Annotated in this window: 26 protein-coding genes and 1 pseudogene; 7 read left to right on the forward strand and 20 right to left on the reverse strand. The window is 67.0% G+C overall.

Annotated features, from left to right (window positions below):
• Positions 1–27: 27 nt before the first annotated feature.
• Positions 28–2,440: pseudogene (lon, locus tag EV216_RS13980) on the reverse strand (endopeptidase La).
• 332 nt (positions 2,441–2,772) lie between these two features.
• Between lon and EV216_RS13985 the strand changes: the two are divergent.
• The gene (locus EV216_RS13985) at positions 2,773–3,831 is read left to right on the forward strand and encodes a glycerophosphodiester phosphodiesterase family protein (protein WP_165899253.1); all 1,059 of its coding nucleotides are present in this window, start codon (positions 2,773–2,775) and stop codon (positions 3,829–3,831) included.
• Between the two features lie 55 nt (positions 3,832–3,886).
• Here EV216_RS13985 and tgt read toward each other — a convergent pair whose 3' ends face one another.
• Positions 3,887–5,017, reverse strand: a complete 1,131-nt coding sequence (gene tgt, locus EV216_RS13990) for a tRNA guanosine(34) transglycosylase Tgt (RefSeq protein ID WP_132696149.1) — start codon at positions 5,015–5,017, stop codon at positions 3,887–3,889.
• Positions 5,018–5,089: 72 nt separating this feature from the next.
• Here tgt and rimK point away from each other — a divergent pair, with 72 nt between their 5' ends.
• Positions 5,090–6,502 carry a 30S ribosomal protein S6--L-glutamate ligase gene (rimK, locus tag EV216_RS13995; RefSeq protein WP_132696150.1) on the forward strand — a complete coding sequence of 471 codons (1,413 nt, stop codon included), beginning with the start codon at positions 5,090–5,092 and terminating at the stop codon, positions 6,500–6,502.
• Positions 6,503–6,518: 16 nt separating this feature from the next.
• On the opposite strand, the gene EV216_RS14000 is transcribed toward rimK, so the two are convergent.
• The 3 genes from EV216_RS14000 to EV216_RS14010 form a co-directional block, all read right to left on the reverse strand.
• Positions 6,519–7,457: a DMT family transporter gene (locus tag EV216_RS14000; protein WP_243642084.1), complete on the reverse strand. Its 939-nt coding sequence runs from the start codon at positions 7,455–7,457 to the stop codon at positions 6,519–6,521.
• Positions 7,458–7,530: 73 nt separating this feature from the next.
• The gene (locus tag EV216_RS14005) at positions 7,531–7,890 is read right to left on the reverse strand and encodes a phasin family protein (protein WP_132696151.1); all 360 of its coding nucleotides are present in this window, start codon (positions 7,888–7,890) and stop codon (positions 7,531–7,533) included.
• 103 nt (positions 7,891–7,993) lie between these two features.
• On the reverse strand, positions 7,994–9,133 hold the full coding sequence (locus tag EV216_RS14010) for an alpha-D-ribose 1-methylphosphonate 5-triphosphate diphosphatase (RefSeq protein ID WP_132696152.1): 1,140 nt from the start codon (positions 9,131–9,133) through the stop codon (positions 7,994–7,996).
• A gap of 79 nt (positions 9,134–9,212) precedes the next feature.
• On the opposite strand from EV216_RS14010, the gene EV216_RS14015 reads away from it, so the two are divergent.
• Complete coding sequence (locus EV216_RS14015) at positions 9,213–9,902, forward strand: DUF1045 domain-containing protein (RefSeq protein WP_132696153.1); 690 nt, start codon at positions 9,213–9,215, stop codon at positions 9,900–9,902.
• Here the strand turns inward: EV216_RS14015 and phnN are convergent.
• The 4 genes from phnN to EV216_RS14035 form a co-directional block, all read right to left on the reverse strand.
• Positions 9,884–10,426 carry a phosphonate metabolism protein/1,5-bisphosphokinase (PRPP-forming) PhnN gene (gene phnN, locus EV216_RS14020; RefSeq protein ID WP_132696154.1) on the reverse strand — a complete coding sequence of 181 codons (543 nt, stop codon included), beginning with the start codon at positions 10,424–10,426 and terminating at the stop codon, positions 9,884–9,886. The genes EV216_RS14015 and phnN overlap by 19 nt on opposite strands.
• A complete protein-coding gene (phnL, locus tag EV216_RS14025) occupies positions 10,426–11,106 on the reverse strand; it encodes a phosphonate C-P lyase system protein PhnL (RefSeq protein ID WP_132696155.1) in 681 nt (226 codons plus the stop codon). The genes phnN and phnL overlap by 1 nt, the downstream gene beginning before the upstream one ends.
• A 61-nt stretch (positions 11,107–11,167) precedes the next feature.
• On the reverse strand, positions 11,168–11,929 hold the full coding sequence (gene phnK / locus EV216_RS14030; RefSeq protein WP_243642085.1) for a phosphonate C-P lyase system protein PhnK: 762 nt from the start codon (positions 11,927–11,929) through the stop codon (positions 11,168–11,170).
• Between the two features lie 68 nt (positions 11,930–11,997).
• Positions 11,998–12,852 carry an alpha-D-ribose 1-methylphosphonate 5-phosphate C-P-lyase PhnJ gene (locus EV216_RS14035; RefSeq protein ID WP_132696157.1) on the reverse strand — a complete coding sequence of 285 codons (855 nt, stop codon included), beginning with the start codon at positions 12,850–12,852 and terminating at the stop codon, positions 11,998–12,000.
• A 56-nt stretch (positions 12,853–12,908) separates the two neighbouring features.
• Between EV216_RS14035 and EV216_RS18315 the strand changes: the two genes are divergently transcribed.
• Positions 12,909–13,067, forward strand: coding sequence for a hypothetical protein (locus tag EV216_RS18315; protein ID WP_165899254.1), 159 nt, complete (start codon positions 12,909–12,911; stop codon positions 13,065–13,067).
• Positions 13,068–13,074: 7 nt separating this feature from the next.
• Here EV216_RS18315 and EV216_RS14040 read toward each other — a convergent pair whose 3' ends face one another.
• The 3 genes from EV216_RS14040 to phnG are packed head-to-tail and all read right to left on the reverse strand — an operon-like array spanning position 13,075 to position 15,185.
• Complete coding sequence (locus EV216_RS14040) at positions 13,075–14,166, reverse strand: carbon-phosphorus lyase complex subunit (protein ID WP_132696158.1); 1,092 nt, start codon at positions 14,164–14,166, stop codon at positions 13,075–13,077.
• Complete coding sequence (gene phnH, locus EV216_RS14045) at positions 14,166–14,735, reverse strand: phosphonate C-P lyase system protein PhnH (RefSeq protein WP_132696159.1); 570 nt, start codon at positions 14,733–14,735, stop codon at positions 14,166–14,168. The genes EV216_RS14040 and phnH overlap by 1 nt, the downstream gene beginning before the upstream one ends.
• A gap of 3 nt (positions 14,736–14,738) precedes the next feature.
• Positions 14,739–15,185 carry a phosphonate C-P lyase system protein PhnG gene (phnG, locus tag EV216_RS14050; RefSeq protein ID WP_132696160.1) on the reverse strand — a complete coding sequence of 149 codons (447 nt, stop codon included), beginning with the start codon at positions 15,183–15,185 and terminating at the stop codon, positions 14,739–14,741.
• Positions 15,186–15,286: 101 nt separating this feature from the next.
• Here phnG and phnF point away from each other — a divergent pair, with 101 nt between their 5' ends.
• On the forward strand, positions 15,287–15,997 hold the full coding sequence (gene phnF / locus EV216_RS14055; protein WP_132696161.1) for a phosphonate metabolism transcriptional regulator PhnF: 711 nt from the start codon (positions 15,287–15,289) through the stop codon (positions 15,995–15,997).
• A gap of 89 nt (positions 15,998–16,086) precedes the next feature.
• A complete protein-coding gene (locus tag EV216_RS14060; protein ID WP_132696162.1) occupies positions 16,087–17,268 on the forward strand; it encodes an alpha-D-ribose 1-methylphosphonate 5-triphosphate diphosphatase in 1,182 nt (393 codons plus the stop codon).
• 225 nt (positions 17,269–17,493) lie between these two features.
• On the opposite strand, the gene EV216_RS14065 is transcribed toward EV216_RS14060, so the two are convergent.
• The 5 genes from EV216_RS14065 to phnC all read right to left on the reverse strand — a co-directional run bounded on the left by EV216_RS14065 (position 17,494) and on the right by phnC (position 22,228).
• Positions 17,494–18,111, reverse strand: a complete 618-nt coding sequence (locus EV216_RS14065) for an LbetaH domain-containing protein (RefSeq protein WP_132696163.1) — start codon at positions 18,109–18,111, stop codon at positions 17,494–17,496.
• Between the two features lie 69 nt (positions 18,112–18,180).
• On the reverse strand, positions 18,181–19,494 hold the full coding sequence (gene phnE, locus EV216_RS14070; RefSeq protein WP_132696164.1) for a phosphonate ABC transporter, permease protein PhnE: 1,314 nt from the start codon (positions 19,492–19,494) through the stop codon (positions 18,181–18,183).
• Positions 19,491–20,366 (reverse strand): phosphonate ABC transporter, permease protein PhnE, encoded by an 876-nt coding sequence (phnE, locus tag EV216_RS14075; RefSeq protein ID WP_132696165.1) that lies wholly within the window; start codon positions 20,364–20,366, stop codon positions 19,491–19,493. Before phnE (EV216_RS14075) ends, phnE (EV216_RS14070) begins: the two co-directional genes overlap by 4 nt.
• Before the next feature lie 71 nt (positions 20,367–20,437).
• Positions 20,438–21,340, reverse strand: coding sequence for a phosphonate ABC transporter substrate-binding protein (gene phnD, locus EV216_RS14080; protein WP_132696166.1), 903 nt, complete (start codon positions 21,338–21,340; stop codon positions 20,438–20,440).
• 63 nt (positions 21,341–21,403) lie between these two features.
• Complete coding sequence (gene phnC / locus EV216_RS14085; RefSeq protein WP_424511187.1) at positions 21,404–22,228, reverse strand: phosphonate ABC transporter ATP-binding protein; 825 nt, start codon at positions 22,226–22,228, stop codon at positions 21,404–21,406.
• Between the two features lie 157 nt (positions 22,229–22,385).
• Between phnC and EV216_RS14090 the strand changes: the two genes are divergently transcribed.
• The gene (locus EV216_RS14090; RefSeq protein WP_207894011.1) at positions 22,386–22,883 is read left to right on the forward strand and encodes a flavin reductase family protein; all 498 of its coding nucleotides are present in this window, start codon (positions 22,386–22,388) and stop codon (positions 22,881–22,883) included.
• A 36-nt stretch (positions 22,884–22,919) separates the two neighbouring features.
• On the opposite strand, the gene EV216_RS14095 is transcribed toward EV216_RS14090, so the two are convergent.
• The 3 genes from EV216_RS14095 to EV216_RS14105 all read right to left on the reverse strand — a co-directional run bounded on the left by EV216_RS14095 (position 22,920) and on the right by EV216_RS14105 (position 23,980).
• Positions 22,920–23,252 (reverse strand): hypothetical protein, encoded by a 333-nt coding sequence (locus tag EV216_RS14095; RefSeq protein ID WP_132696168.1) that lies wholly within the window; start codon positions 23,250–23,252, stop codon positions 22,920–22,922.
• A 21-nt stretch (positions 23,253–23,273) separates the two neighbouring features.
• The gene (locus tag EV216_RS14100) at positions 23,274–23,528 is read right to left on the reverse strand and encodes a hypothetical protein (protein ID WP_132696169.1); all 255 of its coding nucleotides are present in this window, start codon (positions 23,526–23,528) and stop codon (positions 23,274–23,276) included.
• A gap of 227 nt (positions 23,529–23,755) precedes the next feature.
• On the reverse strand, positions 23,756–23,980 hold the full coding sequence (locus tag EV216_RS14105) for a hypothetical protein (protein ID WP_132696170.1): 225 nt from the start codon (positions 23,978–23,980) through the stop codon (positions 23,756–23,758).
• Positions 23,981–24,038: the final 58 nt, after the last annotated feature.

The raw sequence follows: 24,038 nt of genomic DNA on the forward strand, positions 1-24,038 counted from the left end.
CGCCTTTCCGGAGTGATCCGAACGGGTTCAGTGCGCGATTTGTCCGGGCGCGTCCTCGCCTGCGGCCTTGGCCGCGGCCTGGGCGGCGGCCTCCTCGGCGGCCTCGTCCCAGACGATGGGTTCCGGGCGCCCGGACCAGCGCGCGTCTCAGCACGTCCCGGACATGGGCCACGGGGATGATCGTCAGCCCCGCCTTCACATTGTCCGGGATCTCGCGCAGATCCTTTTCGTTCTCCTCAGGGATCAGCACGGTCTTGATGCCGCCCCGAAGCGCCGCTAGCAGCTTTTCCTTGAGCCCGCCGATCGCCAGCACATTGCCGCGCAGCGTCACCTCGCCGGTCATCGCGATGTCCTTGCGAACCGGGATGCCGGTCAGCACCGACACGATCGAGGTCACCATCGCGATGCCAGCCGACGGCCCGTCCTTTGGCGTTGCGCCCTCCGGGACGTGGACGTGGATGTCCCACTTCTCGAACCGGGGCGGCTGCACCCCGATTTCGGGCGCGATCGAGCGCACGAAGCTTGACGCCGCGTCGATCGATTCCTTCATCACCTCGCCCAGCTTGCCGGTGGTCTTCATCCGGCCCTTGCCCGGCAGCTTGAGCGCCTCGATCGACAGCAGATCGCCCCCGACCGAGGTCCAGGCCAACCCGGTGACGACGCCCACCTGATCTTCCTTCTCGGCAAGACCATAGCGGAACTTCTTGACGCCCAGGAATTCCTCCAGAACGTCGGGCGTGATCGTGACCTTGTCGGTCTCCTTCTTGATCAGCCGGGTCACCGCCTTGCGGCAGAGCTTGGCGATCTCGCGTTCGAGGTTCCGCACGCCCGCCTCGCGGGTGTAGCGGCGGATCATCTCGGTCAGGGCCGCCTCGGTCAGTTCGAATTCCTTCGGCTTCAACCCGTGGTTCTGCATCTGCTTGGGCACGAGGTGACGTGTCGCGATCTCGCGTTTCTCGTCCTCGGTGTAGCCTGCCAGCGTGATGATCTCCATCCGGTCCAGAAGCGGGCCGGGCATGTTGTAGGAGTTCGCCGTGGTCAGGAACATCACGTTCGAGAGGTCATATTCCACCTCGAGGTAATGGTCGACGAAGGTCGCGTTCTGTTCGGGGTCCAGAACCTCGAGCATCGCGCTGGCCGGATCGCCGCGGAAGTCCTGGCCCATCTTGTCGATCTCGTCGAGCAGGATCAGCGGGTTGGTGGACTTGGCCTTCTTCATCGCCTGGATGATCTTGCCCGGCATCGAACCGATATAGGTGCGGCGATGGCCGCGGATCTCGGATTCGTCGCGCACGCCGCCCAGGCTGATGCGGATGAACTCGCGCCCCGTGGCCCGCGCGACCGACTTGCCGAGCGAGGTCTTGCCCACGCCGGGCGGGCCGACAAGGCACAGGATCGGCCCCTTCAGCTTCTGGCTGCGGCTTTGCACGGCCAGGTATTCGACGATACGTTCCTTGACCTTTTCCAGCCCGAAATGATCCTCGTCCAGAACCGTCTCGGCGCGGGTGAGATCCTTCTTGACCCGGGTCTTCACACCCCAGGGCAGCGCGAGCATCCAGTCGAGATAGTTGCGCACCACCGTCGCCTCGGCCGACATCGGCGACATCGACTTCAGCTTCTTGATCTCGGCCTCGGCCTTTTCGCGCGCCTCTTTCGAGAGCTTCGTGGCGGCCACGCGTTCCTCGAGCTCGGCGATCTCGTTCTGGCCCTCGTCACCATCGCCGAGTTCCCGCTGGATCGCCTTCATCTGTTCGTTGAGGTAGTATTCGCGCTGGGTCCGCTCCATCTGCGACTTGACGCGGGTCTTGATCTTCTTCTCGACCTGAAGGACGCTCATCTCGCCCTGCATCAGGCCATAGACCTTTTCCAGACGCTCGGCGATCACCAGCGTTTCAAGAAGCTCCTGCTTCTGTGAGACCTCGATGCCCAGATGGCCCGCGATCAGGTCGGCCAGTTTGTCGGGCGTGCGCGTCTCGGCCACGGTGGACAACGCTTCTTCGGGGATGTTCTTCTTGATCTTGGCATAACGCTCGAACTCGGGACCGACCGAGCGCAGCAGCGCCTCGACCGTCGACGTGTCGCCCAACTCCTCGGCCAGATACTCGGCACGGGCCTCGAAGAACGCGGCATTCTCAAGGAATTCGGTGATGCGCACGCGCGTCTTGCCTTCGACCAGCACCTTCACGGTGCCATCGGGCAATTTCAGAAGTTGCAGCACGTTCGCAAGGACGCCGGTGCGATAGATGCCGTCTGTCGACGGCTCGTCGACCGAGGGGTCGATCTGCGCCGAGAGCAGGATCTGCTTGTCGTCCTGCATCACCTCTTCCAGCGCGCGGACGGATTTCTCGCGTCCCACGAAGAGCGGGACGATCATGTGGGGAAAGACCACGATGTCGCGCAACGGAAGAACGGGATAGGATTGGGCGGTGAGTTCGGTCATACGTTTTCCTTGGTCTGGCAAGAAGGCACCGGCCCCGCTGGCGGCGGCCACTCGGCCCTCTCCGGTCTGGCCCAATATCTGGGGGTTTTCCCCCGACATTCAACCAGACGGCTTCGAGTTGCCTGGCAGAATGCCCGCCTGGCCCGTCTGGTGCAAGCGCGCATATGGTTCAGGCCAGACTGGCCGTCGTCCGTCTCCCCGCGGAACCGTCGACACGGTCTTCACAAAAGCTTTGCGCAGATTTGATCGAACCGTCGCGCACGACGCCTAATCCGCCGCGGGCGGACGCACTGTTTCCGCATCCCCGACTGCGTTCCTTACAGGAGACTGGCATGACTCGCATGATCGCGACCGCCGCGGCCCTTGCCTTGGCGATGATCGCCCCGGCCCAGGCGGCCACCGTTTACAATACCCTGTCCGGCGAAGCGCCGCTGGTCATCGCCCATCGCGGCGCCAGCGGCCATCTGCCCGAGCACACTCTGGCGGCCTATGAGCTTGCCATCAAGATGGGCGCGCAGGTGGTCGAGCCCGACCTGCAACTGACCGCCGATGGCGTTCTGGTTGCCATCCATGACGCCACGCTGACGCGCACCACGAACGTCGCCGACCTGTTCGAGCCGCGCAATGGCGGCTACCTGGTGTCCGATTTCACCCTGGCCGAGATCAAGTCCCTGACCGCCCTGCCCACGCGCACTGCCAGCACGTCCTATCCGGACTACACCCCCTCGATGGCGGACCCGTTCAAGGTGCCGACCTTCCAGGAAGTGATGGACCTGGTGAACGCCCATAATGCGGCGACCGGCGCGCAGATCGGGATCTATCCGGAATCCAAGACCCCCAACCGCTTCTCGTTGAACGCCAAAATCGTCGAGGAGATGAAGGCCAACGGCTTCGACGGATCGGTGCCCAATACCTTCATCCAGACCTTCAGCCATGAGGGCGCGCAGCAACTCGCCGTGATGCAGGACCTTCTGGGGATGACCAACGGCATCGCCGCGCTGGGCTATGTGCTCAAGACAGGCGATGCCTATGGCGTCTACGACGCGACCACCGGCACGATCTCGTCGCTGGACTATCTCGCGGGGTTCGCAACCGGGGTGGGCGTCAATCTCGGCTACGATCTCGACGCGGGCTTCATCGCGGCTGCCCATGCGCTGGGTCTTGCGGTGCATGGCTGGACCTTCCGCCCGACTACGCTCGAGGCGGCCGAAGACCAGTTCCTGCCCTGGATCGCGGCCGGGATGGACGGGTTCTTCACCGATTATCCCGATCTCGCGGTGGCCGTTCTCGACGGGCTGAACCCGGCGCCGGTGCCACTGCCGGCGGGCCTGCCGCTGCTGGCCGCGGGGCTTGGCGCGCTTGTCGTCGTCCGCCGCCGCGCCCGCGCCTGAGACGGGCCTCGGCCCGGGGGCGTCCCGTTTGGCGGGGCGCCCTCTGCGCAACGGCTCAGAGCGGTTCGATATCGCCCTCGGCCCTGAGCGCGTGGAAATCGGCCTGCCAGGCCGCAAAGCGCCCTTCGGCGATGGCCGCGCGCATGCCGGACATGATCTCCTGATAGTAATGCAGGTTGTGCCAGGTCAGCAGCATCGAGGCGATGATCTCCTGCGACCGGAAGACATGGTGCAGATAGGCGCGGGAATAGTTGCGGCAGGCCGGACAGGTGCAGGCCTCGTCGATGGGGCGCGGATCGTCCTGGTGGCGCGCGTTCTTGATGTTCAGCGCCCCGCGCCGGGTAAAGACCTGCCCCGTCCGGCCCGAGCGCGTGGGCAGTACGCAATCCATCATGTCGATGCCGCGCGCGACCGCGCCGACGATGTCGTCGGGCTTGCCCACCCCCATAAGGTAGCGCGGCCGGTCCGCAGGCAGGAACCCCGGCGCATAGTCCAGCACGCCGAACATCGCCTCCTGCCCCTCGCCCACGGCAAGCCCGCCCACCGCGTAGCCGTCGAACCCGATGGCCTTCAGCGCCTCGGCCGATTCCTCGCGCAGCGCGCGGTTCACGCCGCCCTGCATGATCCCGAACAGCGCATGCCCCGGCCGGTCGCCGAACGCGACCCTGGACCGTTCCGCCCAGCGCATCGACAGCCGCATCGCGCGCGCCACCTCCTCGTCGGAGGTGGGCAGCGCGGGGCATTCGTCGAAACACATCACGATGTCCGACCCAAGCAGGCGCTGGATTTCCATAGACCGTTCGGGGGTCAGCTCGTGGCGCGAGCCGTCGATATGGCTCTTGAAGGTCACCCCCTGCTCGGTCAGCTTTCTCAGCCCCGCAAGGCTCATCACCTGGAACCCGCCCGAATCCGTCAGGATCGGCCGCTCCCAGTGCATGAAGCAATGCAGCCCGCCCAGCCGCGCCACCCGCTCGGCGCCGGGACGCAGCATCAGGTGATAGGTGTTGCCCAGCAGGATGTCCGCCCCCGTGGCCGCGACGCTTTCGGGCAGCATCGCCTTGACCGTTCCGGCGGTGCCAACCGGCATGAAGGCGGGCGTGCGGATCGCGCCGCGGGACGTGGCGATGACGCCGGTTCGCGCCGCGCCGTCGGTTGCCGTAAGATCGAAGTTGAACGCCGTCGCCATATCTGGTCTCGCCTCGTGGGGCCGAAGATGCGTTCTCAGGCGATTCTGACAAAATGCCAAGGAGGCGTCCGCATGAGCACAGGCACCGCGCTTGCCGAGCCGCTTTTCCGACTCGGCTGGGAGGAATGGGTCGCCCTGCCCGGGCTGGGCCTGCCGGCGATGAAGGCCAAGGTCGATACCGGCGCACGCACCTCGGCGCTGCACGCCTTCGACATCGAACCTTTCGGCCCGGCCAGCCGACCCAGGGTGCGGTTCGCCGTCCACCCGATCCCGGGGCGCGAGGATCTGTCGATCCCCTGCTCGGCCGAAATCATCGACCGGCGCGAGGTGACCTCGTCGAACGGCGAATCCGAATGGCGCTATGTGATCCGGTCCGAGATCGAGATCGGCGAACGGCGCTGGCCGATCGAGCTGACGCTGACGCATCGGGGCGGCATGGCCTACCGGATGCTGCTGGGTCGGCAGGCGCTGGGCGAGGATGTGGTGGTCAGCCCCGGCGAGAGCTTTTGCCAGCCGCGGCTGTCCTATGATGTCTACCATACCGACGAGGTGCGCCAGGTCGCCCCGGCCCGCGTGCTGCGGATCGCCGTGCTCAGCCGCGAGCCGCATACCTATTCCACCACGCGGCTGGTGGCCGAGGGCGAGGCGCGCGGCCATGTGGTCGAGGTGATCGACACCGCGCGCTGCTACATGGCGCTGGATGCGCTGGCGCCCGACGTGCATTACGATGGCGCGCGCCTGCCCCGGTTCGACGCGGTCATCCCGCGGATCGGCGCCTCGGTCACGTCCTACGGCACCGCGGTCATCCGCCAGTTCGAGACGATCGGCACCTATTGCGTCAACGGCTCGGACGGGATCACCGCAAGCCGCGACAAGCTGCATGCCCACCAGATCCTTGCCCGCCACCGGATCGGGATGCCCACGACCGCCTTTGCCGCCTCGCCCAAGGACACCAACAACCTCATTTCGCTGGTGGGCGGCGCGCCGCTGATCGTCAAGCTGCTGGAATCGACGCAGGGCAAGGGCGTGGTGCTGGCCGAAACCAAGAAGGCCGCGGAATCGGTGATCTCGGCCTTTCGCGGGCTCAAGGCATCCTTCCTTGTGCAGCATTTCATCAAGGAGGCCGCGGGCGAGGATATCCGCTGCCTCGTCGTCGGATCGAAGGTCGTGGCGGCAATGAAGCGCACGGGGGCCGAGGGCGATTTCCGCTCGAACCTGCATCAGGGCGGCCAGGCGGTCGCGGTGCGCATCACACGCGACGAACGCGAGATGGCGATCCGGGCCGCGCGCGCCTTCCGGCTGAACCTTGCCGGGGTGGACCTGTTGCGCTCGTCGGAGGGGCCGAAGGTGCTGGAGGTGAATTCCTCGCCCGGGCTGGAAGGGATCGAGAAGGCCACCGGCAAGAATATCGTCGGCCTGCTCTATGACGAGATCGAGAAGCGCGTGCGCCCCGTGCCGGTGCCCAAGGCGCGGCGGCGGAAATGACGCACGCCGGGGCGCGTCAGGGCACCGCCTGGCCCCGCGACGCCACCCGCCCGCGATGGATGACATATAGCCCCGAGCCGAGGATGATCGCCACGCCCAGCCAGGTCAGCGCGTCCGGAAAATCGCCGAACACGAGATAGCCCACCACGGTCGCCCCCACGATCTCGAGATATTGCAGCGGCGCCAGCAGCCCCGCCTCGGCCCGGCGGAACGCCTCGGCGATCAGCACGAAGGCAGTGATCGCCGTCGCCCCGGCGCCGAGGATCGCCGCCCAGTGCCAGCCCGGTGCCCCGACCATGGCAAGCTCGATCCGGCCCGCCGCCCAGAGCCCGGCCAGCACAAGCCCCATCGCCAGCGCCCCGTAGATCGAGGCGCCGAGTTGTACGGTCAACGCCGTGCGGGTGGCCGTCGCGCGCCGCAGAACGATCATGTTCAGCGCATAGGCCAGCGCCGCAACCAGCGGGAACAGCGCCGCCGGTCCGAAGGCCGCGAAACTGGGCCGGATCACGATCATCGCGCCGATCAGCCCCACGCCCACCGCCACCAGCCGCCGCGGCCCCAGCCGCTCGCCCAGCAGCGGCACCGCCAGCAGCGTCAGCAGCAGCGGCTCGACGAAGAAGATGGCGATCGCCGTCGCGATCGGCATCGCCGCGAAGGCCGAGATCAGGCTGACCAGCGTGAGCGTCATCAACAGTCCGTTCAGCGCCACGACCGGCGAGAACATCCGCCCCAGAAGCTGCCGACGCAACAGCACCGCCACCGGCACCAGCCACAGCACCTGCGCGGCCAGCCGCCAGAAGGTGACCTCGAGCGGCGCAACCGTGCCGGTCAGCAGCTTGGCCAGCGCATCCCCCACCGGCAGCAGGATCATGGCCGCCGACATCGCCAACATGCCGCCCAGGACCGATCCGGGGGCGTCGGCACGGATCGGGGCGGGGCGGTTGCTGCGGATCATGGTCCCTCGGTCTGGCGCGCACAAGGCGGGCCTTGGCGCCTCGGTCCGGCATAGGGGCCGCCGCGCCCGGGTGTCAATCCGGGGCGGTCGGCCCCTGGGCCTGCGTCATCCGGCGCCGGGTCACCTCGAAGACCTCGGAAGTCATCCGCGCCAGCTTGCCCGCCTCGTCGGTGCAGGCGGCGATCTTGGCGCCGAGATAGCTGGCGGGCAATCCGGCCAGCTGTTCGGGATCGCGGCAGGTGGCCAGCGCGCCCAGCGCCTCGGCATCGCGCCGCGCCTCGTCGCGGGCAAAGACGGCCAGTTCGGTCGCGGTGCGCGCCGCGTGGTCCAGCATCGCCGCACCGACCCAGGCCATCAGGCCAAGCCCCTCGGCCTGGGCCTTGAGCATCGCGTCAAAGGACGCGGGAAAGGGGGTATCTGCTTGGGTCGGCATCTGCGGGAACTCCCGGGGCGGGGAACGTCTCGCGCCGCAAGATAGGGGCGCACGCGCCCCGCGTCAAAGGCCAAGCACCAGATATCGCGACACAATACCCGGATCAGGCGACGCGCGCGCCCTGCACCCAGGTCTCGCGCACCACCGGCGCGCCGTCGATCCGCGCGACTCGGATCAGGTCGGCCCGGGCGCCCGGTTCGATCCGGCCGCGGTCGCGCAGGTCGGCGGCGTCGGCCGGCGCCCGCGTCACTGTCGCGATCCCGCGGGCCATGTCGCCCCACAGATCGCCCAGCATCAGCCCCGCCATCAACAGCGCCCCCGGCACATAATCGGACGACACGATATCGAGCAGGTCCAACTCGGCCAGTTCCCGCGCCGCCACATTGCCGGAATGCGACCCCCCCCGGATCAGATTCGGCGCCCCCATCATCACCGCGACGCCATGGCCATGGCAGGCTCGCGCCGCCTCGATCGTCGTCGGAAACTCGGCCAGCCGAATTCCATGGGCCGCCGAAACCGCCACATGGTCAGCCGTGGTGTCGTCATGACTTGCAAGGATCGCGCCGTAACGCCGCGCCTCTTCCACCGCCACCCGTTCATGCGTTTCGCCATGGCGGTCGCGCAACTCGCGCAGGCTTGCGACATGGTCGATGAAATCGGCTTCAGATAAGCCGTTCTTGCCCATCACATAGGCCCTGAGCTTGGTGATGTCACGGAACTGACGCTGGCCCGGCGTGTGGTCCATCAGGCTGACGATGCCGACCCGGTCCTCGGGGCCGAACTCGGCCATCTCATCGACCAGGGTCTGGGAACAGATTTCGGCACGAAGATGCAGGAAATGGCTGATCCTGAGCGCCCCATGCGCACGCAGATCCAGCAATTCGCTGGCCAGCCGCCGTGCATAAGGGTGGTAGCGGGTCTTGCCGGTCGGGATCGACCCCACCCGCATCGCGTCGAAGACGGTCGTGATGCCCAGACCCGCCAGTTCCGCGTCATGGGCGACGATGGCGCTGGCATGGGGCCAGTCCACGCCCGGGCGGGGCTGGATGTGGCGTTCCAGATTGTCGGTATGCAGTTCGATCAACCCCGGCATGACCATGTCGCCACCGCAATCCACCGCGCCCCGGGGCACGGTCGCGCCACTATCGACCGAAGCGACCCGACCCGCCACCATCCGGACCGACCCGCGTAGGGTCTCGCCCGGCAGCACAAGGGTGGCGTTCGCCAGAACGGTCTCAGACATGGCTCGATCCTTGATGGAGGGGACGGTTTGGGGCAGGAGTGGTGAGAGGCGCGGATGACGACGGGTCGGAGAACACGCGATGGAAGGCTACAAGCGCTACGCGATCTATTTCGCGCCGGAACCCGGGCCGCTGGCAGAGTTCGGCGCGGCGTGGCTGGGCTGGGATCCGCTGGCGGGAACGACACGGACGCCGCTCCGGCTGCTGGGGCTGCCCTGCAAGATCGCCGAACTGACCGAGACACCCCGCCGCTACGGGTTCCATGCCACGATCAAGCCGCCCTTCCGGCTGATCGAGGGCAGCGATATCGCGCTTCTGCACCGCTCGGCCGCGGCCTTGGCGGGGCAGTTGAAGCCGGTGCTTCTGGACGGGCTTCAGATCTCGCGTCTGTCGGGCTTTCTGGCACTTACGGCCCGGGGCGACAGCCGCACGCTGTCGGCGCTGGCGGGCAGCGTGGTCGAGGCGCTTGACGGGTTCCGCGCGCCCCCCCTGCCCGAAGAGATCGCGCGCCGCGACCCCGACCGGCTGAGCGCCCGCCAGAGGCGGATTCTGGAACGCTGGGGCTATCCTTATGTGATGGAGGAATTCCGCTTCCACCTGACGCTGACCGGCCCGCTCAAGGACGCGGAGGCCGAACGCACCCGCGCGGTGCTTTCGCCGGTACTGCAGCCGCTGATCGACCGGCCGCTCCGGATCGCAAGCCTGTGCCTGTTCGGCGAGGCCGAGGATGGGCGCTTCTACAACCTGCATCGCTACACCCTCTCGGGCTGAAGCGCGGCCAACATGGCGGCAACCGCCTGCTCCAGCGCTCCATCATTCTCGATCCGCGTGATACACAACCCGGAGGGCAGGGCATAGCCCGCTCGCCCCAGCCGCGCCGCGATCTCGTCCGCGCTTTCCCGGCCCCGCCCCGCCAGCCGCCAAGCCAGCGTCTCGGGCCGCGCGGTGACATGCAGCACGCGCAGCCGCGGATAGCGCGCAGCCGCCTCGCCCAATACCGCGCGCGAACCGTTGAACAGAACGTCCCGCCCCTCGGCCAGCACCTCGTCGATGGCGCTCGGAATCCCGTAGCACAGCCCATGCGCCCGCCAGTGCAGCGCGAAGCCGCCCGCGGCGCGCAGCCGCGCAAATTCCGCCTCGGTCACGGCGTCGAACGCCTCGCCCCCCGCATCGGGCGCGCGCGTGATGACCCGGCGCACCAGATGGCACAGCGGATGCCGGTCACGGACCGCCGCCAGCAGCGTGTCCTTGCCAACGCCCGATGGACCGACCACTGCGAAAAGCCGTCCCGCCATCAGCCCGCCCCCGAGGCAAAATCCGACACATCCACCTCGCGGTCGCAGACCCGAGCACGCGCCTCGGCGTCATGGAAGATGCCCAGGATCGCCGCGCCTCGCGCCTTGGCCGCCTCGATCAGGCTCAGCACCACCTCGCGGTTCACCGGATCAAGGCTCGCCGTCGGTTCGTCGAGCAACAGCGCGGGGTAATCATGGGCAAACCCGCGGGCGATGTTCACCCGCTGCTGCTCCCCCCCCGAGAAGGTAGTCGGGCTCAACTCCCAGAGCGGCGCGGGAATGTTCAGCCGCGCCAGCAATGCCTCGGCCCGCTCCCGCGCCCGCTCCCCGGGCCAGCCCAGGGCCAGCAAGGGCTCGGCCACCACAGCGCGCGTCGGAACCCGCGGCACGACGCGAAGGAACTGGCTGACATAGCCCAGCGTCCGTCGCCGCAGCGCGACGACCTCGAAGGGCGCGGCCCGCACCAGATCGACGCCCCCCACCACGATCCGCCCGGCATGGGCAAGGTAATTGCCATAGACCATCCGCATCAGCGTCGACTTCCCCGCACCCGAGGCGCCGGTAAGCGCCACGCATTCGCCCGGCGCGACTGACAACGTCGCCTCGCGCAGCACCTCGATCACCGCGCCGCCCTGATTGTGCAGGGTAAAGCGCTTGGCCACGCCCTCGATCTCGATCATACAGCCCTGCCCTTCTTCTTGGCGTAAATACCCATGACCCGCCCTGCCCCACGCGCTGCCCTCAGACCTGCAGGACCGAACTGACCAGAAGCTGCGTATAGGCATGCTGGGGATCGTCCAGCACCTGATCGGTCAGCCCGGCCTCGACCACCCGCCCGCCCTTCATCACGATCAGCCGATCCGCCAGAAGCCGGACAACCGCCAGGTCATGGGTGACGACGATCGCGCTCAGCCCCATGCCGCGCACAAGGCCGCGCATCAGATCCAGAAGCCGCGCCTGCACGCTAACATCGAGCCCGCCGGTGGGTTCGTCCATGAACACCAGCCTTGGCCCGGTCACGAGGTTGCGCGCGATCTGAAGCCGCTGCTGCATGCCCCCCGAGAAAGATGCGGGCCGGTCGTCGATCCGGTCGGCCGCGATCTCGACCCGGTCCAGCCAGTCCAGCGCCTGGCCCCGGATCGCCGCGTAATGCCGCGCGCCCACCGCCATTAGTCGCTCGCCGACATTGCCGCCCGCCGAGACGCCCATCCTCAACCCGTCGCGCGGATTCTGATGGACGAAGGCCCAGTCGGTACGCGCCAGACGCCGCCGCTCGGGTTCGGCCATCCTGCGCATGTCCACCAGCCCCGCCCCGCGCATGTCAAACAGGATCTCGCCGACATCGGGCGCCAGATGCCCTGCCAGGCAATTCAGCAGGGTCGACTTGCCCGAGCCGCTTTCGCCCACGATCCCGATCACCTCACCGGGCCAAAGCTCGAAGGACACGTCGGCACAGCCGATCCGCGCCCCCCAGGATTTCGAAACACCCCGGACGGCGAGCAACGGCGCCTCCGGGCGCCAGGCATCTTCCGGAAAGTGTCGGCAGGGTTCTTCACAGCAGTCTTGCGCGCTCATCCCTCGGCCTCCGTACATGCCTGTGACCGCCGCCCCTCGCAATGATCGGTATCCGAGCAGACGAACATCCGCCCCCCTGCATCGTCGACGATCACCTCGTCGAGATAGCTCTCCTCGGACCCGCACAGCGCACAGGACAGCCCGCCCTTGCGCGCCTCGAAGGGATGGTCCTCGAAATCCAGGCTCACGACGCGGGTATGGGGAGGCACCGCATAGATGCGTTGCTCGCGCCCAGCGCCGAACAGCTGGATCGCCGCCATCTCCATCTTGGGATTGTCGAATTTCGGTATCGGCGAGGGATCCATCACATAGCGTCCCTCCACCTTGACCGGATAGGCATAGGCCGTCGCGATCTCGCCATGTCGCGCGATGTCCTCGTAAAGCTTGACATGCATCAGCCCGTATTCCTCCAGCGCATGCATCTTGCGCGTCTCGGTTTCGCGCGGTTCGAGAAAGCGCAGCGGTTCGGGAATCGGCACCTGGTAGACGAGGATCTGGCCCTCGCGCAGCGGGTCCTCGGGGATACGGTGGCGGGTCTGGATGACGCTTGCCTCGGTGGTGCGCGTCGTGGTCGACACCCCCGCCGTCTTCTGAAAGAACCTGCGGATCGAGACGGCGTTCGTAGTGTCGTCCGCGCCCTGATCGATCACCTTCAGCGAATCATTCGGGGTCAGCACAGAAGCCGTGACCTGCACGCCCCCTGTCCCCCAGCCATAAGGCATCGGCATCTCGCGGCTGGCGAAAGGTACCTGGTAACCCGGGATAGCCAGCGCTTTCAACAATGCCCGGCGGATCATCCGCTTTGTATGTTCGTCGAGATAGGCGAAATTGTATTGATCGGTTTCGGTCATCTTAACGCCCCATTTACCGGCGACCGAGAGCGCACACAGCGCAAGGAAGCCCGCCGATGATCGACTGGATCGCCACGATCACCTTCGACCAGATCGCCCTCAGCCTCGTAACGGTCGTCATCCTGCGCGAGGCAATGATCCTCGTTCTGCCCGACCGCGTGGCCGGCCCCGGGGGCTGGCTCATCGACACCGCCCCGGACCACGAAGAGGAATAGCCGCAGATCATTCCGCCACCGCCCGGACGGCGGACGTCGCAGCCGCCTCGGCCCGGATCCGACGCACCAGTTCCAGTTCGGACTGGAAGTCGACGTAATGCGGCAGCTTGATATGTTCGAGAAAGCCCGAGGCTTGGATGTTGTCGGCATGGGCCAGCACGAACTCGGCATCCTGCGCCGGCGCGCCCACATTGTCCTCGCCCAGTTCCTCCCATCGCAGCGCCCGGTCGACCAGCGCCATCGAGATCGCCTTGCGCTCGGAATGGCCGAAGGCCAGGCCGTAGCCGCGAGTGAACTGCGGCGGTTCGGTCTTCGAGCCGGTGAACTGGTTCACCGTCTCGCACTCGGTCAGCACCACCTCGCCGATCTCGACCGCGAAGCCGAGTTCGGGGATCTCCATCTCGACCGCGACCATTCCCACGCGGAGCTCCCCCACGAAGGGATGGTTCCGCCCGTAACCGCGCTGGGTGGAATAGGCCATGCCCAGCACGAACCCCTCGTCGCCGCGGGTCAGCGCCTGAAGACGAAGCGCGCGGTCCGCAGGGAATTCCAGCGGTTCGCGGGTCAGGTCAGGGGGCGGGTCGTCGGACGGTGCCTCCTGCCCGATCAGCCCGTCGCGGTCCAGAAAACCGGTGATCCGCGGCATCGGTGCGTCGCAGGGCTCGGCCTGCGGCGCGGGCATCACCTCGCCTTCGGCGGCCAGCATGAAATCCAGAAGCCGGTGCGTGTAGTCGAAGGTCGGCCCCAGCACCTGCCCCCCAGGCACATCCTTGAAGGTGGCCGAGATGCGCCGGTCGCAGGCCATGACGCCGGTATCCACGGGCCTCGACGCGCCCAACCGCGGCAGCGTGGTGCGATAGGCCCGGATCAGGAAGATCGCCTCGATCAGGTCGCCGCGGGCCTGCTTGATCGCCAGCGCCGCAAGATCGGGATCGTAAAGCGAACCCTCGGCCATCACCCGGTCGACCGCCAGCGCCAGTTGTTCGCGGATCTGCGCGACGGACAGGTCCGCAACGGACGGATCGCCCCGCCGTTCCTCGGCCAGCCAGGCATGGGCATTCTTGATCGCCCGCTCGCCGCCCTTGACCGCCACATACATCAGTCGGCCTCCACGATTGTCGTGCGCGGCAGCGCGGCAAGGCGCGCGCCCGCGGTGAAGAAGAAATCGAGCCCCAGCGGAAACAGCGCGCGATTGGCGCGGAACACCGCCACATCGGGCAGGTTCAGCCGATGCGCGGTCGCGATCCCCGGACCGGTCAGCCACGCGCCCGAGGGCGCCAACGCCGCCATCTCGACGATCAGGGTGGCCGAGCGATCGGGATAATCCGGCACGCCGATGCGGTAAGCATCAAGCGGCAGGAGCCCCGCCCAATCGCCCACCGCAAGGGCGGCCTCCTCCCGCGCGACAAGGGGCGCGCCGGTATGGAATGTAATCCAGTCGCGGATCGCGGGCGCGTCATGGCCACCGGCCAGATGCACCGGCGTCGTGCCATCCGCCAGCACCAGCAACGCGCCGCCCGCCGCAACCGACATCGGCGCGGGTGGGGCTGCGCCCGCCATCTCGAAGATGCGGCCGGGTCGTGCCATCGCCTCCAGCATCGCACGAAAGGCGATGGCCGCCTCGCGGGGGGTATCGGCGAAGCCGCCGGTCAGCGTCCGCATCTCCATCGCTCAATCCTCTCCGCGGACCATGGTGAAGAACTCGACCCTGGTAGCCGCCGCCCGTGCCGCCCGCGCCTGCCGCTGCTGTTCCATCTGCGTGCTCAGTGGCACCAGCACCCGGTCGCGGCATTCCTCCGCACGGGCCGTCTGCATCAGCGCGTCGATCAGCGCGGCGCGGCGCGCCTTGTCCCGGTCGCGGCCCTGCACATGGGCATGACCGACCGCGCCCCCGTCAACGAGCCGCAGCGCGCAGCGCGTCACTGTCATCTCGCCCAGGTTGAAGGGCGCGCCCGTCCCGCCCATCCGGCCGCGCAGCATGACGCCGCCGGTCTCGGGCGGGCGCAGCCAGGCAAATCCGGGTTCGGAACCAAGACCGGCACACAGCTCGGCCAGCAGACCCGCAGGCGCGCGCGCCAGAAGCCCCATCCATTCCTTGCGTGTGTCGATGCAGCTCATTGGACAACTTGCCCGTTTGTCTAGATTTATATACAACTAGACAAATCAATAGGCCCGGCGCAGGAGTCGCGCAAGGGCCCCGAAGGTGAAGATTTGATGACATGGGGCGGAACGCGCTGTGGAGCTCGATCGCGGCGACGCTGAAGGACGAGATCGGCGCAGGCCGCTATCGTCCGGGCGACAAGCTGCCCACCGAGGCAGAACTGGCACAGCGCTTCGGGGTCAACCGACACACGGTGCGCCGGGCGCTGGCATCGCTGGCCGAGGCCGGACTGACCCATGCAAGGCGCGGCGCGGGCGTCTTCGTCGCGGCGCAGCCCACCGAGTATCCAATCGGCCGCCGCGTCCGGTTCCACCACAATCTCAGGGCCGCCGGACAGACGCCAGACCGGAAGATCCTGCTTCTGGAAACACGCACCGCCGACCCGCGCGAGGCCGGGGCGCTTGGCCTGCCGCCCAGCGCGCCGGTTCATGTCTGCGAGGGCGTCTCGCTGGCCGATGGCGCGCCGCTGGCTCTGTTTCGCAGCGTGTTCCCGGCCGACCCCTTCCCCGGCCTGCTGGCGCTGCTTGCTGAGACCCGCTCGGTCACCGCAGCGCTCGCCCGCGCAGGCGTGTCCGACTATACCCGCGCCTCGACCCGACTGACGGCGAAACTGGCCACGCCGACCCAGGCGCTGCATCTTGCGCTGCGCGAGGGCGCCCCGATCTTGCGAGCCGTCGCGGTCAATGTCGACGCCGCGGGGCGGCCCGTCGAATATGGCCGTACCTGGTTCGCGGGCGACCGGGTCAGCCTGGTCGTGACGCCCGACTGATGGCATCGGCGCAGATCCACGGGCCGGTGTCATACCCCCGATACAGAGACAGGTTATCCACAGGGACCAAACCTGTCCCGAGTCAGACGATGTCGCATTATCTGCCCCCCCTGCGGTTCACCGGCGCCACGATCCTGCGCGATGGCGAGATGCAGCGCCGGTCGCTGGCCATCGCCGAGGGCAGGATCACGCGGGCCCCCCTGCCGGAGGTCAACCTGAGCGGCTATCTGATCCTGCCCGGGATCGTCGACCTGCATGGTGACGCCTTCGAGCGCCATATCGCACCCCGCCCCATGGCCCCATTCGCGCCATCCATCGGGCTGGCAGCGACCGACCGCGAGGCGGCGGCCAACGGGGTAACAACCGCCTGGCTGGCGCAGAGTTGGTCTTGGGAGGGGGGGCATCGCGGACCCGACCGAGCCGAGGCGCTGATGGACGCGCTCGACGCCTATCGCGCGCAGATGATGACCGATCTGCGCATCCAGATCCGCTGCGAGACGCATATGGTCGAGACCGGCCAGCGCCTGCTTGACGCCATCCGTCGTCACCGGATCGGGTATCTGGTGTTCAACAACCATCTCGACGAGGCCATCGAGACTGCGCGCACACGCCCCGATCGCCTGGCGCTCTGGGCAGCGCAGGCCGGGCAGTGCCCCGACGCCTACCGGGCACGGATCTCCGCCGCAGCAGCACAGTCGGGCGAGGTTCCGCGTCATCTGTGCCGTCTGGCCGATGCCTTCGACGAGATGGGCGTGATCTACGGCAGCCATGACGATCCCGACGGCGAAACGCGCGAGCGCTTTTCGATGATCGGGGCGCGCATCGCCGAGTTTCCCCTGACCCGCCGCGCGGCGGCCGCAGCCAAGGCAATGAACGATCCCGTGCTGCTGGGCGCGCCGAACGTGGTGCGCGGCGGATCGCAGGCGGGCAATGTCTCGGCGCTGGACCTGATCGCGCAAGGACTCTGCGATGCGCTGGTGTCGGATTACTACTACCCCGCGCTGACGCACGCGGCCTGGCGGCTGGTGGATAGCGGCCTGATGGACCTGCCGCGCGCCTGGGCGCTGATCTCGGAGCGGCCCGCAACGATCCTGCGCCTGCCCGACCGAGGGCGGCTCGATCAGGGCCGCCGGGCCGACTTGTGCGTGGTCGATGCGCGGACGCGCGCGGTCGAGATGACGGTGGCCGGCGGACGGCTGACCTATCTCGCGGGAGAGGCCGCTCACCGCCTTGCCAGCAGGCTGCACAGGCTCGACATGGCGGCGGAATAGGCATCGTCGGCCCGGCATTGTCGCGGTTCCGGCGTGCTTCGTTTGTCCCGGCGTTATCTGGGCTGCGTAAGATCGTCGGCATTCGAGGGGACCGGCGGAAGCATCGGTTTCGTGTTCTCGTCGAAAGACGGCCGGACGTTTTACCCAGTCTTTTCAGCGGTGTCGGGGGCGGCCTTTCGGGCAGCCCCCGTGTTCCCTTCAGAACGCAGGGAGCAGCACCATCCCTCAGCCGTCGTGCTTCTCCAGAAAGGCCTCGACGGGGAGCGTGCGGAAATCCTCAAGCGCAGCACGCAGTGCGGCATGGTCCCAATCCCACCAGGCCAGCGCAACCAGTCGTTCGGCTATCGTTGGCGGGAACCGGTCGCGCAAGGGCCGCGCGGGCACACCGGCGACGATGGTGTAGGGCGCAACATCGCGCGTGACCACCGCCCCCGCCGCCACGACCGCGCCATCGCCCAGGGTGAGTTCGGGCCGCACGATGGCGCCATGTCCGACCCAGGTGTCATGTCCGATCCGCACCCGGCGCGCCGCACGCCGTACGAAGAACGCGGTATCGTCCGCCGCATCGTCCCAGTAATCGGCCGAACGGTAGAGGAAATGGTGCAGGCTCGCCCGCTCCATCGGGTGGTCTGTCGGACCGATGCGGGTGAAGCTGGCAATGTTGGCGAACTTGCCCACCGAAGCATTCGCGATGTCGGCATAGCGGTCGCAATAGGAATAGTCGCCGATCTCGGAATTGAGAATCCGCGTGCCCTGACCGATCTCGACATAGGCGCCCAGATGGCTGGCCGTGATGCTGTACTCGGGGTGCAGGACCGGGGTTTCGGCGCTCAGACGGGCCATGAGGGTCGCTTTCGTCAGGCCGGGTCACGCCTCCGGCGGGTTTATCTGGAGCCAGAAGAAGGAGGCCGGTCAGGCGCCCTTGATCAGGCGGCGGCGCAGGATGCCCGACAGCCAGTCCATCAGCGTCACCATGATCAGGATCAGGGTGATGTAATAGCTGACCTCCTCCCAGTCCTTCTGTGTGATGATCGCCTGGGTCAGCATGAGCCCGATCCCGCCCCCGGTGATCGCGCCGATGATTGTCGCGCTGCGGGTGTTCGATTCGAGATAGTAGAGCACTTGGGACAGCAGGATCGGCGTGATCTGCGGAATGACGCCGAAGCGGTAACGGGCCAGCGTGGGCGCACCGGTGGACTGGACGCCTTCGATCTGGCGGCGGTCAACGTTTTCCAGTGCCTCGGAAAACATCTTGCCGAAACTGCCCGAGTCGGTGACGAGGATCGCCAGCGCCCCGGTCAGCGGCCCTGGCCCGAAGGCGCGCGCCAGAACGATGGTCCAGATCAGCGCATCCACCCCGCGCACGAAGTCGAACACCCGGCGCACCGCGAAACGCACGATCATGAAGGGCGTGAAGTTGCGCGCCGCGAGGAAGGCCAGGGGCAGCGCTACCAGAGCCGCCCCCATCGTGCCGAGGAAGGCCATGAGGATCGTCTCGAAGATCGCCCAGGCGACCTCGCTGTGGCGCCACATCTGGTTGCCCCAGAAATCCTGCCATGCGCCTTGCAGGTTGTCGCGGGTCGGGTCGATCTGCGGGCCGAAGAGGATCGCGGCCAGGCCCTCCCCGTGATAGGGGCTGTCAAGGGTGAAGAAGAACAGCTCCCAACCAAGCGAATAGCGGAACACTTCCGTCCGGTTGCGGGTGATGGTGACGCGGCCTGCCTCGGTGGTGATCGCGACGCGGTTATCCGAGGCATTGATCCAGTCTGGCACCGCGTCACCGAGATTGGTCACGACGCCGCCCGACCGGCTGGTGATGGCCTCGATCACGCCGAAGCCCGGCACCTCATAGGTCATGCCATCCGCGGTATAGGTGACGACATGCCCGCCGCCGAGGTCGATCACGGTCTCGTCCCCAAGCCGCACCCAGTCAGGCGCCGTGCCGGGCGGATAGCTGCCCTTGCGCTCGCCCTCGATGGCGATGCTGACTTCGCCGCTGCGATTGTCGCGGGTGACATGGGTCTTGTAGCTGTAGCTGTCGGCGACCAGCAGCCGCGCATTGTCCATCCGCGCCCGTTCCGCCAGGCCGGGGATGTCGAAGGCGAAGAAGATATAGGTCAGATAGGCAAGGATCAGCGCCGGAAGCCGGAACGCGGCGAGGCGTCTGGACATCATCCGCAGGGTCACTTCGGCCTTGAGCGTGGCGGTGGTGGCGGTCACGGTCATGCCCTGCCCTCCCCGCTGGTCAGCTTGTCGCGGTAATGGCTGGAAAGCTGGTCGAAGAAGACGATGGCGCCGAACAGCAACAGGAAGATCGCGGCCGCCTCGTCGAACCGGCCCTGCCCCCAGGACATCGCGTTGCGCAGTTCGTAACCGACGCCGCCCGCGCCCACGAAGCCAAGGATCGCCGAGGCGCGGATATTGATCTCGAAGCGCATCAGCCCGTAACTCAGGTAGTTCGGTGCGACCTGTGGGATCACACCCAGCCCCATGCGCTGGATCCAGGTGGCGCCGACCGATTCCAGCCCTTCGACCGGCTTGAGATCGGCATTCTCGTTGACCTCGGAGAACAGCTTGCCCAACGCGCCGCCGGTATGGAAGGCGATCGCGATCATCGCCGGAACTGGCCCCCCACCCATGATGAAGATCAGCACCAGCGCGATCACGATCTCGGGGATGGCGCGCATCACGTCCATGATCCGGCGAAAGAGCGGGATCAGCCGCGGAAAGCGCGCAAGCCCGCGGGTCGACAGCAGCGACAGCGCCAACCCCAGCATCGCCCCCACCAGCGTCGAGACCGCGGCGATGTTGATCGTCTCGATCAGCGCGGGGAAGAACTTCGCCAGATTGCCGGGCAGCCGCTCGATCTTGGCGGCCGCCTCGCTGACCACCTCGGAGGGGAAGGCAAGCACATTGGGCAGCCCGTTCCAGAAACCGCCTGCATTACGGTCGTCGGCGACGACGAATCCCGCCGCCATCAGCGCGACGAAGACGATCAGGATCATTCCGGAATAGATGCGCCGCTGCCGCGTGAGCGTCATGTAGCTGTCGCGCATATGCGCCGCGCCCGGACCGACCGACGAGGTGATTTCTGCCATTCGAACCCTGCCCTCACAAAAGGCGGGACGGGCCCGGCGCCTGGCCGGACCCGTCCGTGCGACACCTTGGATCAGTTCGACTGAGACTTGCGCGCCTCGATGATCGAGAGATAGGCGTCATGGTTGATCGGCTGGAATCCCAGCGCCTCGCCCGCCATGAAACCATAAGCACAGTCGGGGTCCATGTAGGGCAGCGAGGCGGTCAACGTGGTGATGTCGATCTTGACCCGTTCGGGCAGCGCCTTGCGCAGCACGATGGGGCCTTCGGGGATCGGCTTGGACTTCCAGATCTCGACCAGATCGTTCATGTCGACGAGACCGGCATCGACCGCCTTGCGCAGCGCGCCCGAGTTGTAGCCGTCTTCCCAGTCGCCCATGCCGTCGGCCCAGGTCACGCCCGCATCGACCTCGCCATTGGCCACCGCGACGATGGTCTGTTCATGACCGCCGACAAAGCGGACCTCGCCGAAATAATCGCCCGATGCCATGCTGGCGCCGGTCGCCTCGGGGATCTCGATGGCCGGGATAAGGTAGCCGCTGGTCGAATTCGGATCGCCGAAGGCAAAGACCTTGCCCTTCATGTCGTCCAGCGAGGCGATGCCACTGTCAGCGCGGGCGAAGCCGATCGAGTAATAGCCGTAAGAGCCATCGACATTGGTCTTGACCATGATGGGCTCGACCGATTCAGGATCGCTCAGCCAAGCCTTGGCATAGGCCGAGGCGCCCAGCCAGGCCATGTCAATGGTGCCGCCCAGAAGGCCCTGGATCACGCCGTCATAATCGGCAGGGGTGAACATCTTGACCGGCACGCCCAGCAGGGCCTCGGCCTTGGCGCGGTAGCATTCGTTCGAGGACAGCCGGTCCTGAGCATTCTCGCCACCGAGGATGCCGATGCGGAATTCCGTGATTTCCTGGGCCATCACCGGGGCGGCAAGGGCGGTGCTGGCCACAAGGGCCGCGAGCAGGTTCTTCATGGTCTCACACTCCTGTCAGGGGCCGCGTCCATAAGGCGGGCGCGGCGGGAAAACTCTGGTGTTTCAGTGGACTTTCACCCCGGCCCTCGACTTTTCCGCGGGCGAATCGAGGTGGTGGATCGCGGTCGAGGTCGCGGTTTCGGAGAAGGTTTCATCCGCACCGTAGATGTCGCGGGCAACACCGGTGGTCAGTTGATCGGGCGTACCGTCGAACACGATCCGCCCCTCGCGCATGCCGATCACCCGGTCGCAATAGCGCCGCGCGGTGTCCAGTGTATGGAGGTTGGCGATCACCATCCGCCCGTCCTCCTCATGGATGCGACGCAGCGCGTCCATCACCACCTGCGCGTTCATCGGGTCCAGGCTGGCGATAGGTTCGTCGGCCAGGATGATCTGCGGATCCTGCATCAGGGCGCGGGCGATGGCGACGCGTTGCTGCTGGCCGCCCGACAGCGCCTCGGCGCGCTTGGGCGCCTGTTCGGCGATTCCCAGCCGATCGAGGATGTCGATGGCGCGGTGGATGTCCGCGGTCGGGTAGAGGTTGAAGAAGGTCGCGAAGGCCGAGCGGCGGTTCAGCGTGCCGTGCAGAACATTCGAGACCACATCCATGCGCGGCACCAGGTTGAACTGCTGGAAGATCATCGCGCAATCGGACTGCCAGGAGCGTTTCTCGGCCCCCTTCAGGCCCAGAACGTTCCGCCCCCGGAAGTGGATTGCGCCGTCGGTGGCATCGGTCAACCGGTTAATCATGCGCAGGAATGTGGACTTGCCCGCCCCCGATCGCCCGATGATCCCGATGAAGGCAGGGCGCTCAACGCCAAACGACACCCGATCCACGGCACGGTTTGCCCCGAAGACCTTGGTCACGTTCTCGACACTCAGCAGCATTCCGCCCCCGCTCCTTGCACCGGGGGTGGCGTAACGGCGGGCTGCAACGCAAACTTATCGGTTTTCTGACGTTTGCATGACAGCCGCCGGGCGGTTGCCGCCGCCCCGTCGATGACGCATGCTCGCGCCCCGATCAATGGCGAGAGGATGCCGCCCCATGGACCGATTCACCCCCGGCCCCGCGACCGAGCGGCAGTATCGCGACGCGCTGGGCTGTTTCGCGACCGGCGTGACCGTGGTGACGGTCGCGGCCCCGACCGGTCCGGTGGGCATGACGGCGAACAGCTTTTCCTCGGTCTCGCTCGATCCGCCGCTGATCCTGTGGTCGCCCGCCTGCGCCTCGGCGCGGTTCGGGGCGATGATCGGGGCGGATCGCTTTGCCGTGCATGTGCTGGGCGCGGGCGAGATCGCCGTTGCGCAACGCTTTGCCCGGTCGGGCGGCGCGTTCGAGGGGTTGGCCATGGAATGGGCCGAGAGCGGCCCGCCCCTGCTGGACGAGGGCTGGATCGCGCGATTCCTGTGCACTCGCGTTGCGGTGCATGAGGCGGGCGATCACGCCATCGTCGTCGGCCGGGTGGACGAGGTCGCCCGCCGCGAGGGTCCGCCGCTGGTCTTCGCAGGCGGCGCCTATGGGGATTTCAGCCCCACGGGGTAAGGGGCGGCGCGGTCAACCGCGCCGCATACCGGGCGGTCAGCCGCCGCGGGCCAGGACGCCATCCCCCTCGCCCACCGGTTCATTGCCGGTCATCAGGTGAAAGTCGTTCGGATTGGCATCGTTCCAGCCGAAGCGGACCGGTGCCTCGTTGCGCAGGATGTCCAGCATCACCGGCATCTGCTGGAAGTCCAGATAGCCGTAGAATCGCTGGCCATAGGTGGTCGGCGCCGAGGCATCGGGCAAAGGCCCGCTCTTGCGAAAGCTCAGCCCCGCGTAGAAGCCCGGGCCGTTCAACTGGATCAGGCCGTAATAGGCCGGTCCACCGACCGAAGCCTTGTAGGTCTCGATTTCATACCATTTCCAGGCCATGTCAGGCTCCCCTGCGTTTTCTCAGCTTTCGGCTTCGCCCACGGGTTCGAGCTGGGTGGTCACCGATCCGGTGGTCGAGTTGCCATAGACCGGATCCTCGTTGCGCAGGATGTCGATCACCCGCGCGAAGTTCTCGGCATTCATGTAGGGCGTTTCCTCGCGCTTGTTCTCGAAGGTGGTGAAGTAGAACTTTCCCATGCCGATCTTTGGATCCCAGAGGGCCTGGTATCCGCTGAGCTTGGTCCAGCCGGTGGTTCCTTGTGCATGATGGGGCATGTCTGCGTGACCCTTGTTCGCGTGAAATCGCGGTGATGGTTCGCCACTCCTCCGGCATGGCCGGAGAGCACTCGTTCCCCGCGGGGACAGGCCCCGCGGCCACGTCCCGGCCGACCGGACGAATGTCCGACCCTCCGGGCGTTCAGACTCGCGCGGACGGCCCGGCAATGCATTGATGGGCATCATGGGAGAGGTGACCGGCCCGGCAACCGGGCCGGATCAAGCGGTCAGTCGGGCCGCGGCCGGATCACGTTGAGGCTGCGCTTGAGACGCCGCAACGAGGACGGCGTCATCCCGAAATAGCGCGCCATCTCCTGGTCGCTGAGGCCATAGCCGGTCATTGCGCGCAGGGTCGCATCCGGCATCGGACCCAGCTTGCCGAGGATCAGCGCATGATCGTCGAGACAGGCACGGCACAATGGCCGTGCCCCTGGCTTGCTTGTCTTGGTCACGTTCCTGGCTCCTCCCCGAACCAGTCCCTCTCTGCGGGGTTGTATCACGATTCTCTCC

Origin of the sequence: Rhodovulum steppense, from assembly GCF_004339675.1 — a bacterium.
GTDB lineage: Bacteria > Pseudomonadota > Alphaproteobacteria > Rhodobacterales > Rhodobacteraceae > Rhodovulum > Rhodovulum steppense.

Bases quoted from the DNA above. Each gene is read 5' to 3' on its own strand.
- EV216_RS13985 (WP_165899253.1), top strand. From the start codon at position 2,773: ATGACTCGCATGATCGCGACCGCCGCGGCCCTTGCCTTGGCGATGATC.
- tgt (WP_132696149.1), bottom strand. From the start codon at position 5,017: ATGGCGACGGCGTTCAACTTCGATCTTACGGCAACCGACGGCGCGGCG.
- rimK (WP_132696150.1), top strand. From the start codon at position 5,090: ATGAGCACAGGCACCGCGCTTGCCGAGCCGCTTTTCCGACTCGGCTGG.
- EV216_RS14000 (WP_243642084.1), bottom strand. From the start codon at position 7,457: ATGATCCGCAGCAACCGCCCCGCCCCGATCCGTGCCGACGCCCCCGGA.
- EV216_RS14005 (WP_132696151.1), bottom strand. From the start codon at position 7,890: ATGCCGACCCAAGCAGATACCCCCTTTCCCGCGTCCTTTGACGCGATG.
- EV216_RS14010 (WP_132696152.1), bottom strand. From the start codon at position 9,133: ATGTCTGAGACCGTTCTGGCGAACGCCACCCTTGTGCTGCCGGGCGAG.
- EV216_RS14015 (WP_132696153.1), top strand. From the start codon at position 9,213: ATGGAAGGCTACAAGCGCTACGCGATCTATTTCGCGCCGGAACCCGGG.
- phnN (WP_132696154.1), bottom strand. From the start codon at position 10,426: ATGGCGGGACGGCTTTTCGCAGTGGTCGGTCCATCGGGCGTTGGCAAG.
- phnL (WP_132696155.1), bottom strand. From the start codon at position 11,106: ATGATCGAGATCGAGGGCGTGGCCAAGCGCTTTACCCTGCACAATCAG.
- EV216_RS14035 (WP_132696157.1), bottom strand. From the start codon at position 12,852: ATGACCGAAACCGATCAATACAATTTCGCCTATCTCGACGAACATACA.
- EV216_RS18315 (WP_165899254.1), top strand. From the start codon at position 12,909: ATGATCGACTGGATCGCCACGATCACCTTCGACCAGATCGCCCTCAGC.
- EV216_RS14040 (WP_132696158.1), bottom strand. From the start codon at position 14,166: ATGTATGTGGCGGTCAAGGGCGGCGAGCGGGCGATCAAGAATGCCCAT.
- phnH (WP_132696159.1), bottom strand. From the start codon at position 14,735: ATGGAGATGCGGACGCTGACCGGCGGCTTCGCCGATACCCCCCGCGAG.
- phnG (WP_132696160.1), bottom strand. From the start codon at position 15,185: ATGAGCTGCATCGACACACGCAAGGAATGGATGGGGCTTCTGGCGCGC.
- phnF (WP_132696161.1), top strand. From the start codon at position 15,287: ATGGGGCGGAACGCGCTGTGGAGCTCGATCGCGGCGACGCTGAAGGAC.
- EV216_RS14060 (WP_132696162.1), top strand. From the start codon at position 16,087: ATGTCGCATTATCTGCCCCCCCTGCGGTTCACCGGCGCCACGATCCTG.
- EV216_RS14065 (WP_132696163.1), bottom strand. From the start codon at position 18,111: ATGGCCCGTCTGAGCGCCGAAACCCCGGTCCTGCACCCCGAGTACAGC.
- phnE (WP_132696164.1), bottom strand. From the start codon at position 19,494: ATGACCGTGACCGCCACCACCGCCACGCTCAAGGCCGAAGTGACCCTG.
- phnE (WP_132696165.1), bottom strand. From the start codon at position 20,366: ATGGCAGAAATCACCTCGTCGGTCGGTCCGGGCGCGGCGCATATGCGC.
- phnD (WP_132696166.1), bottom strand. From the start codon at position 21,340: ATGAAGAACCTGCTCGCGGCCCTTGTGGCCAGCACCGCCCTTGCCGCC.
- phnC (WP_424511187.1), bottom strand. From the start codon at position 22,228: ATGCTGCTGAGTGTCGAGAACGTGACCAAGGTCTTCGGGGCAAACCGT.
- EV216_RS14090 (WP_207894011.1), top strand. From the start codon at position 22,386: ATGGACCGATTCACCCCCGGCCCCGCGACCGAGCGGCAGTATCGCGAC.
- EV216_RS14095 (WP_132696168.1), bottom strand. From the start codon at position 23,252: ATGGCCTGGAAATGGTATGAAATCGAGACCTACAAGGCTTCGGTCGGT.
- EV216_RS14100 (WP_132696169.1), bottom strand. From the start codon at position 23,528: ATGCCCCATCATGCACAAGGAACCACCGGCTGGACCAAGCTCAGCGGA.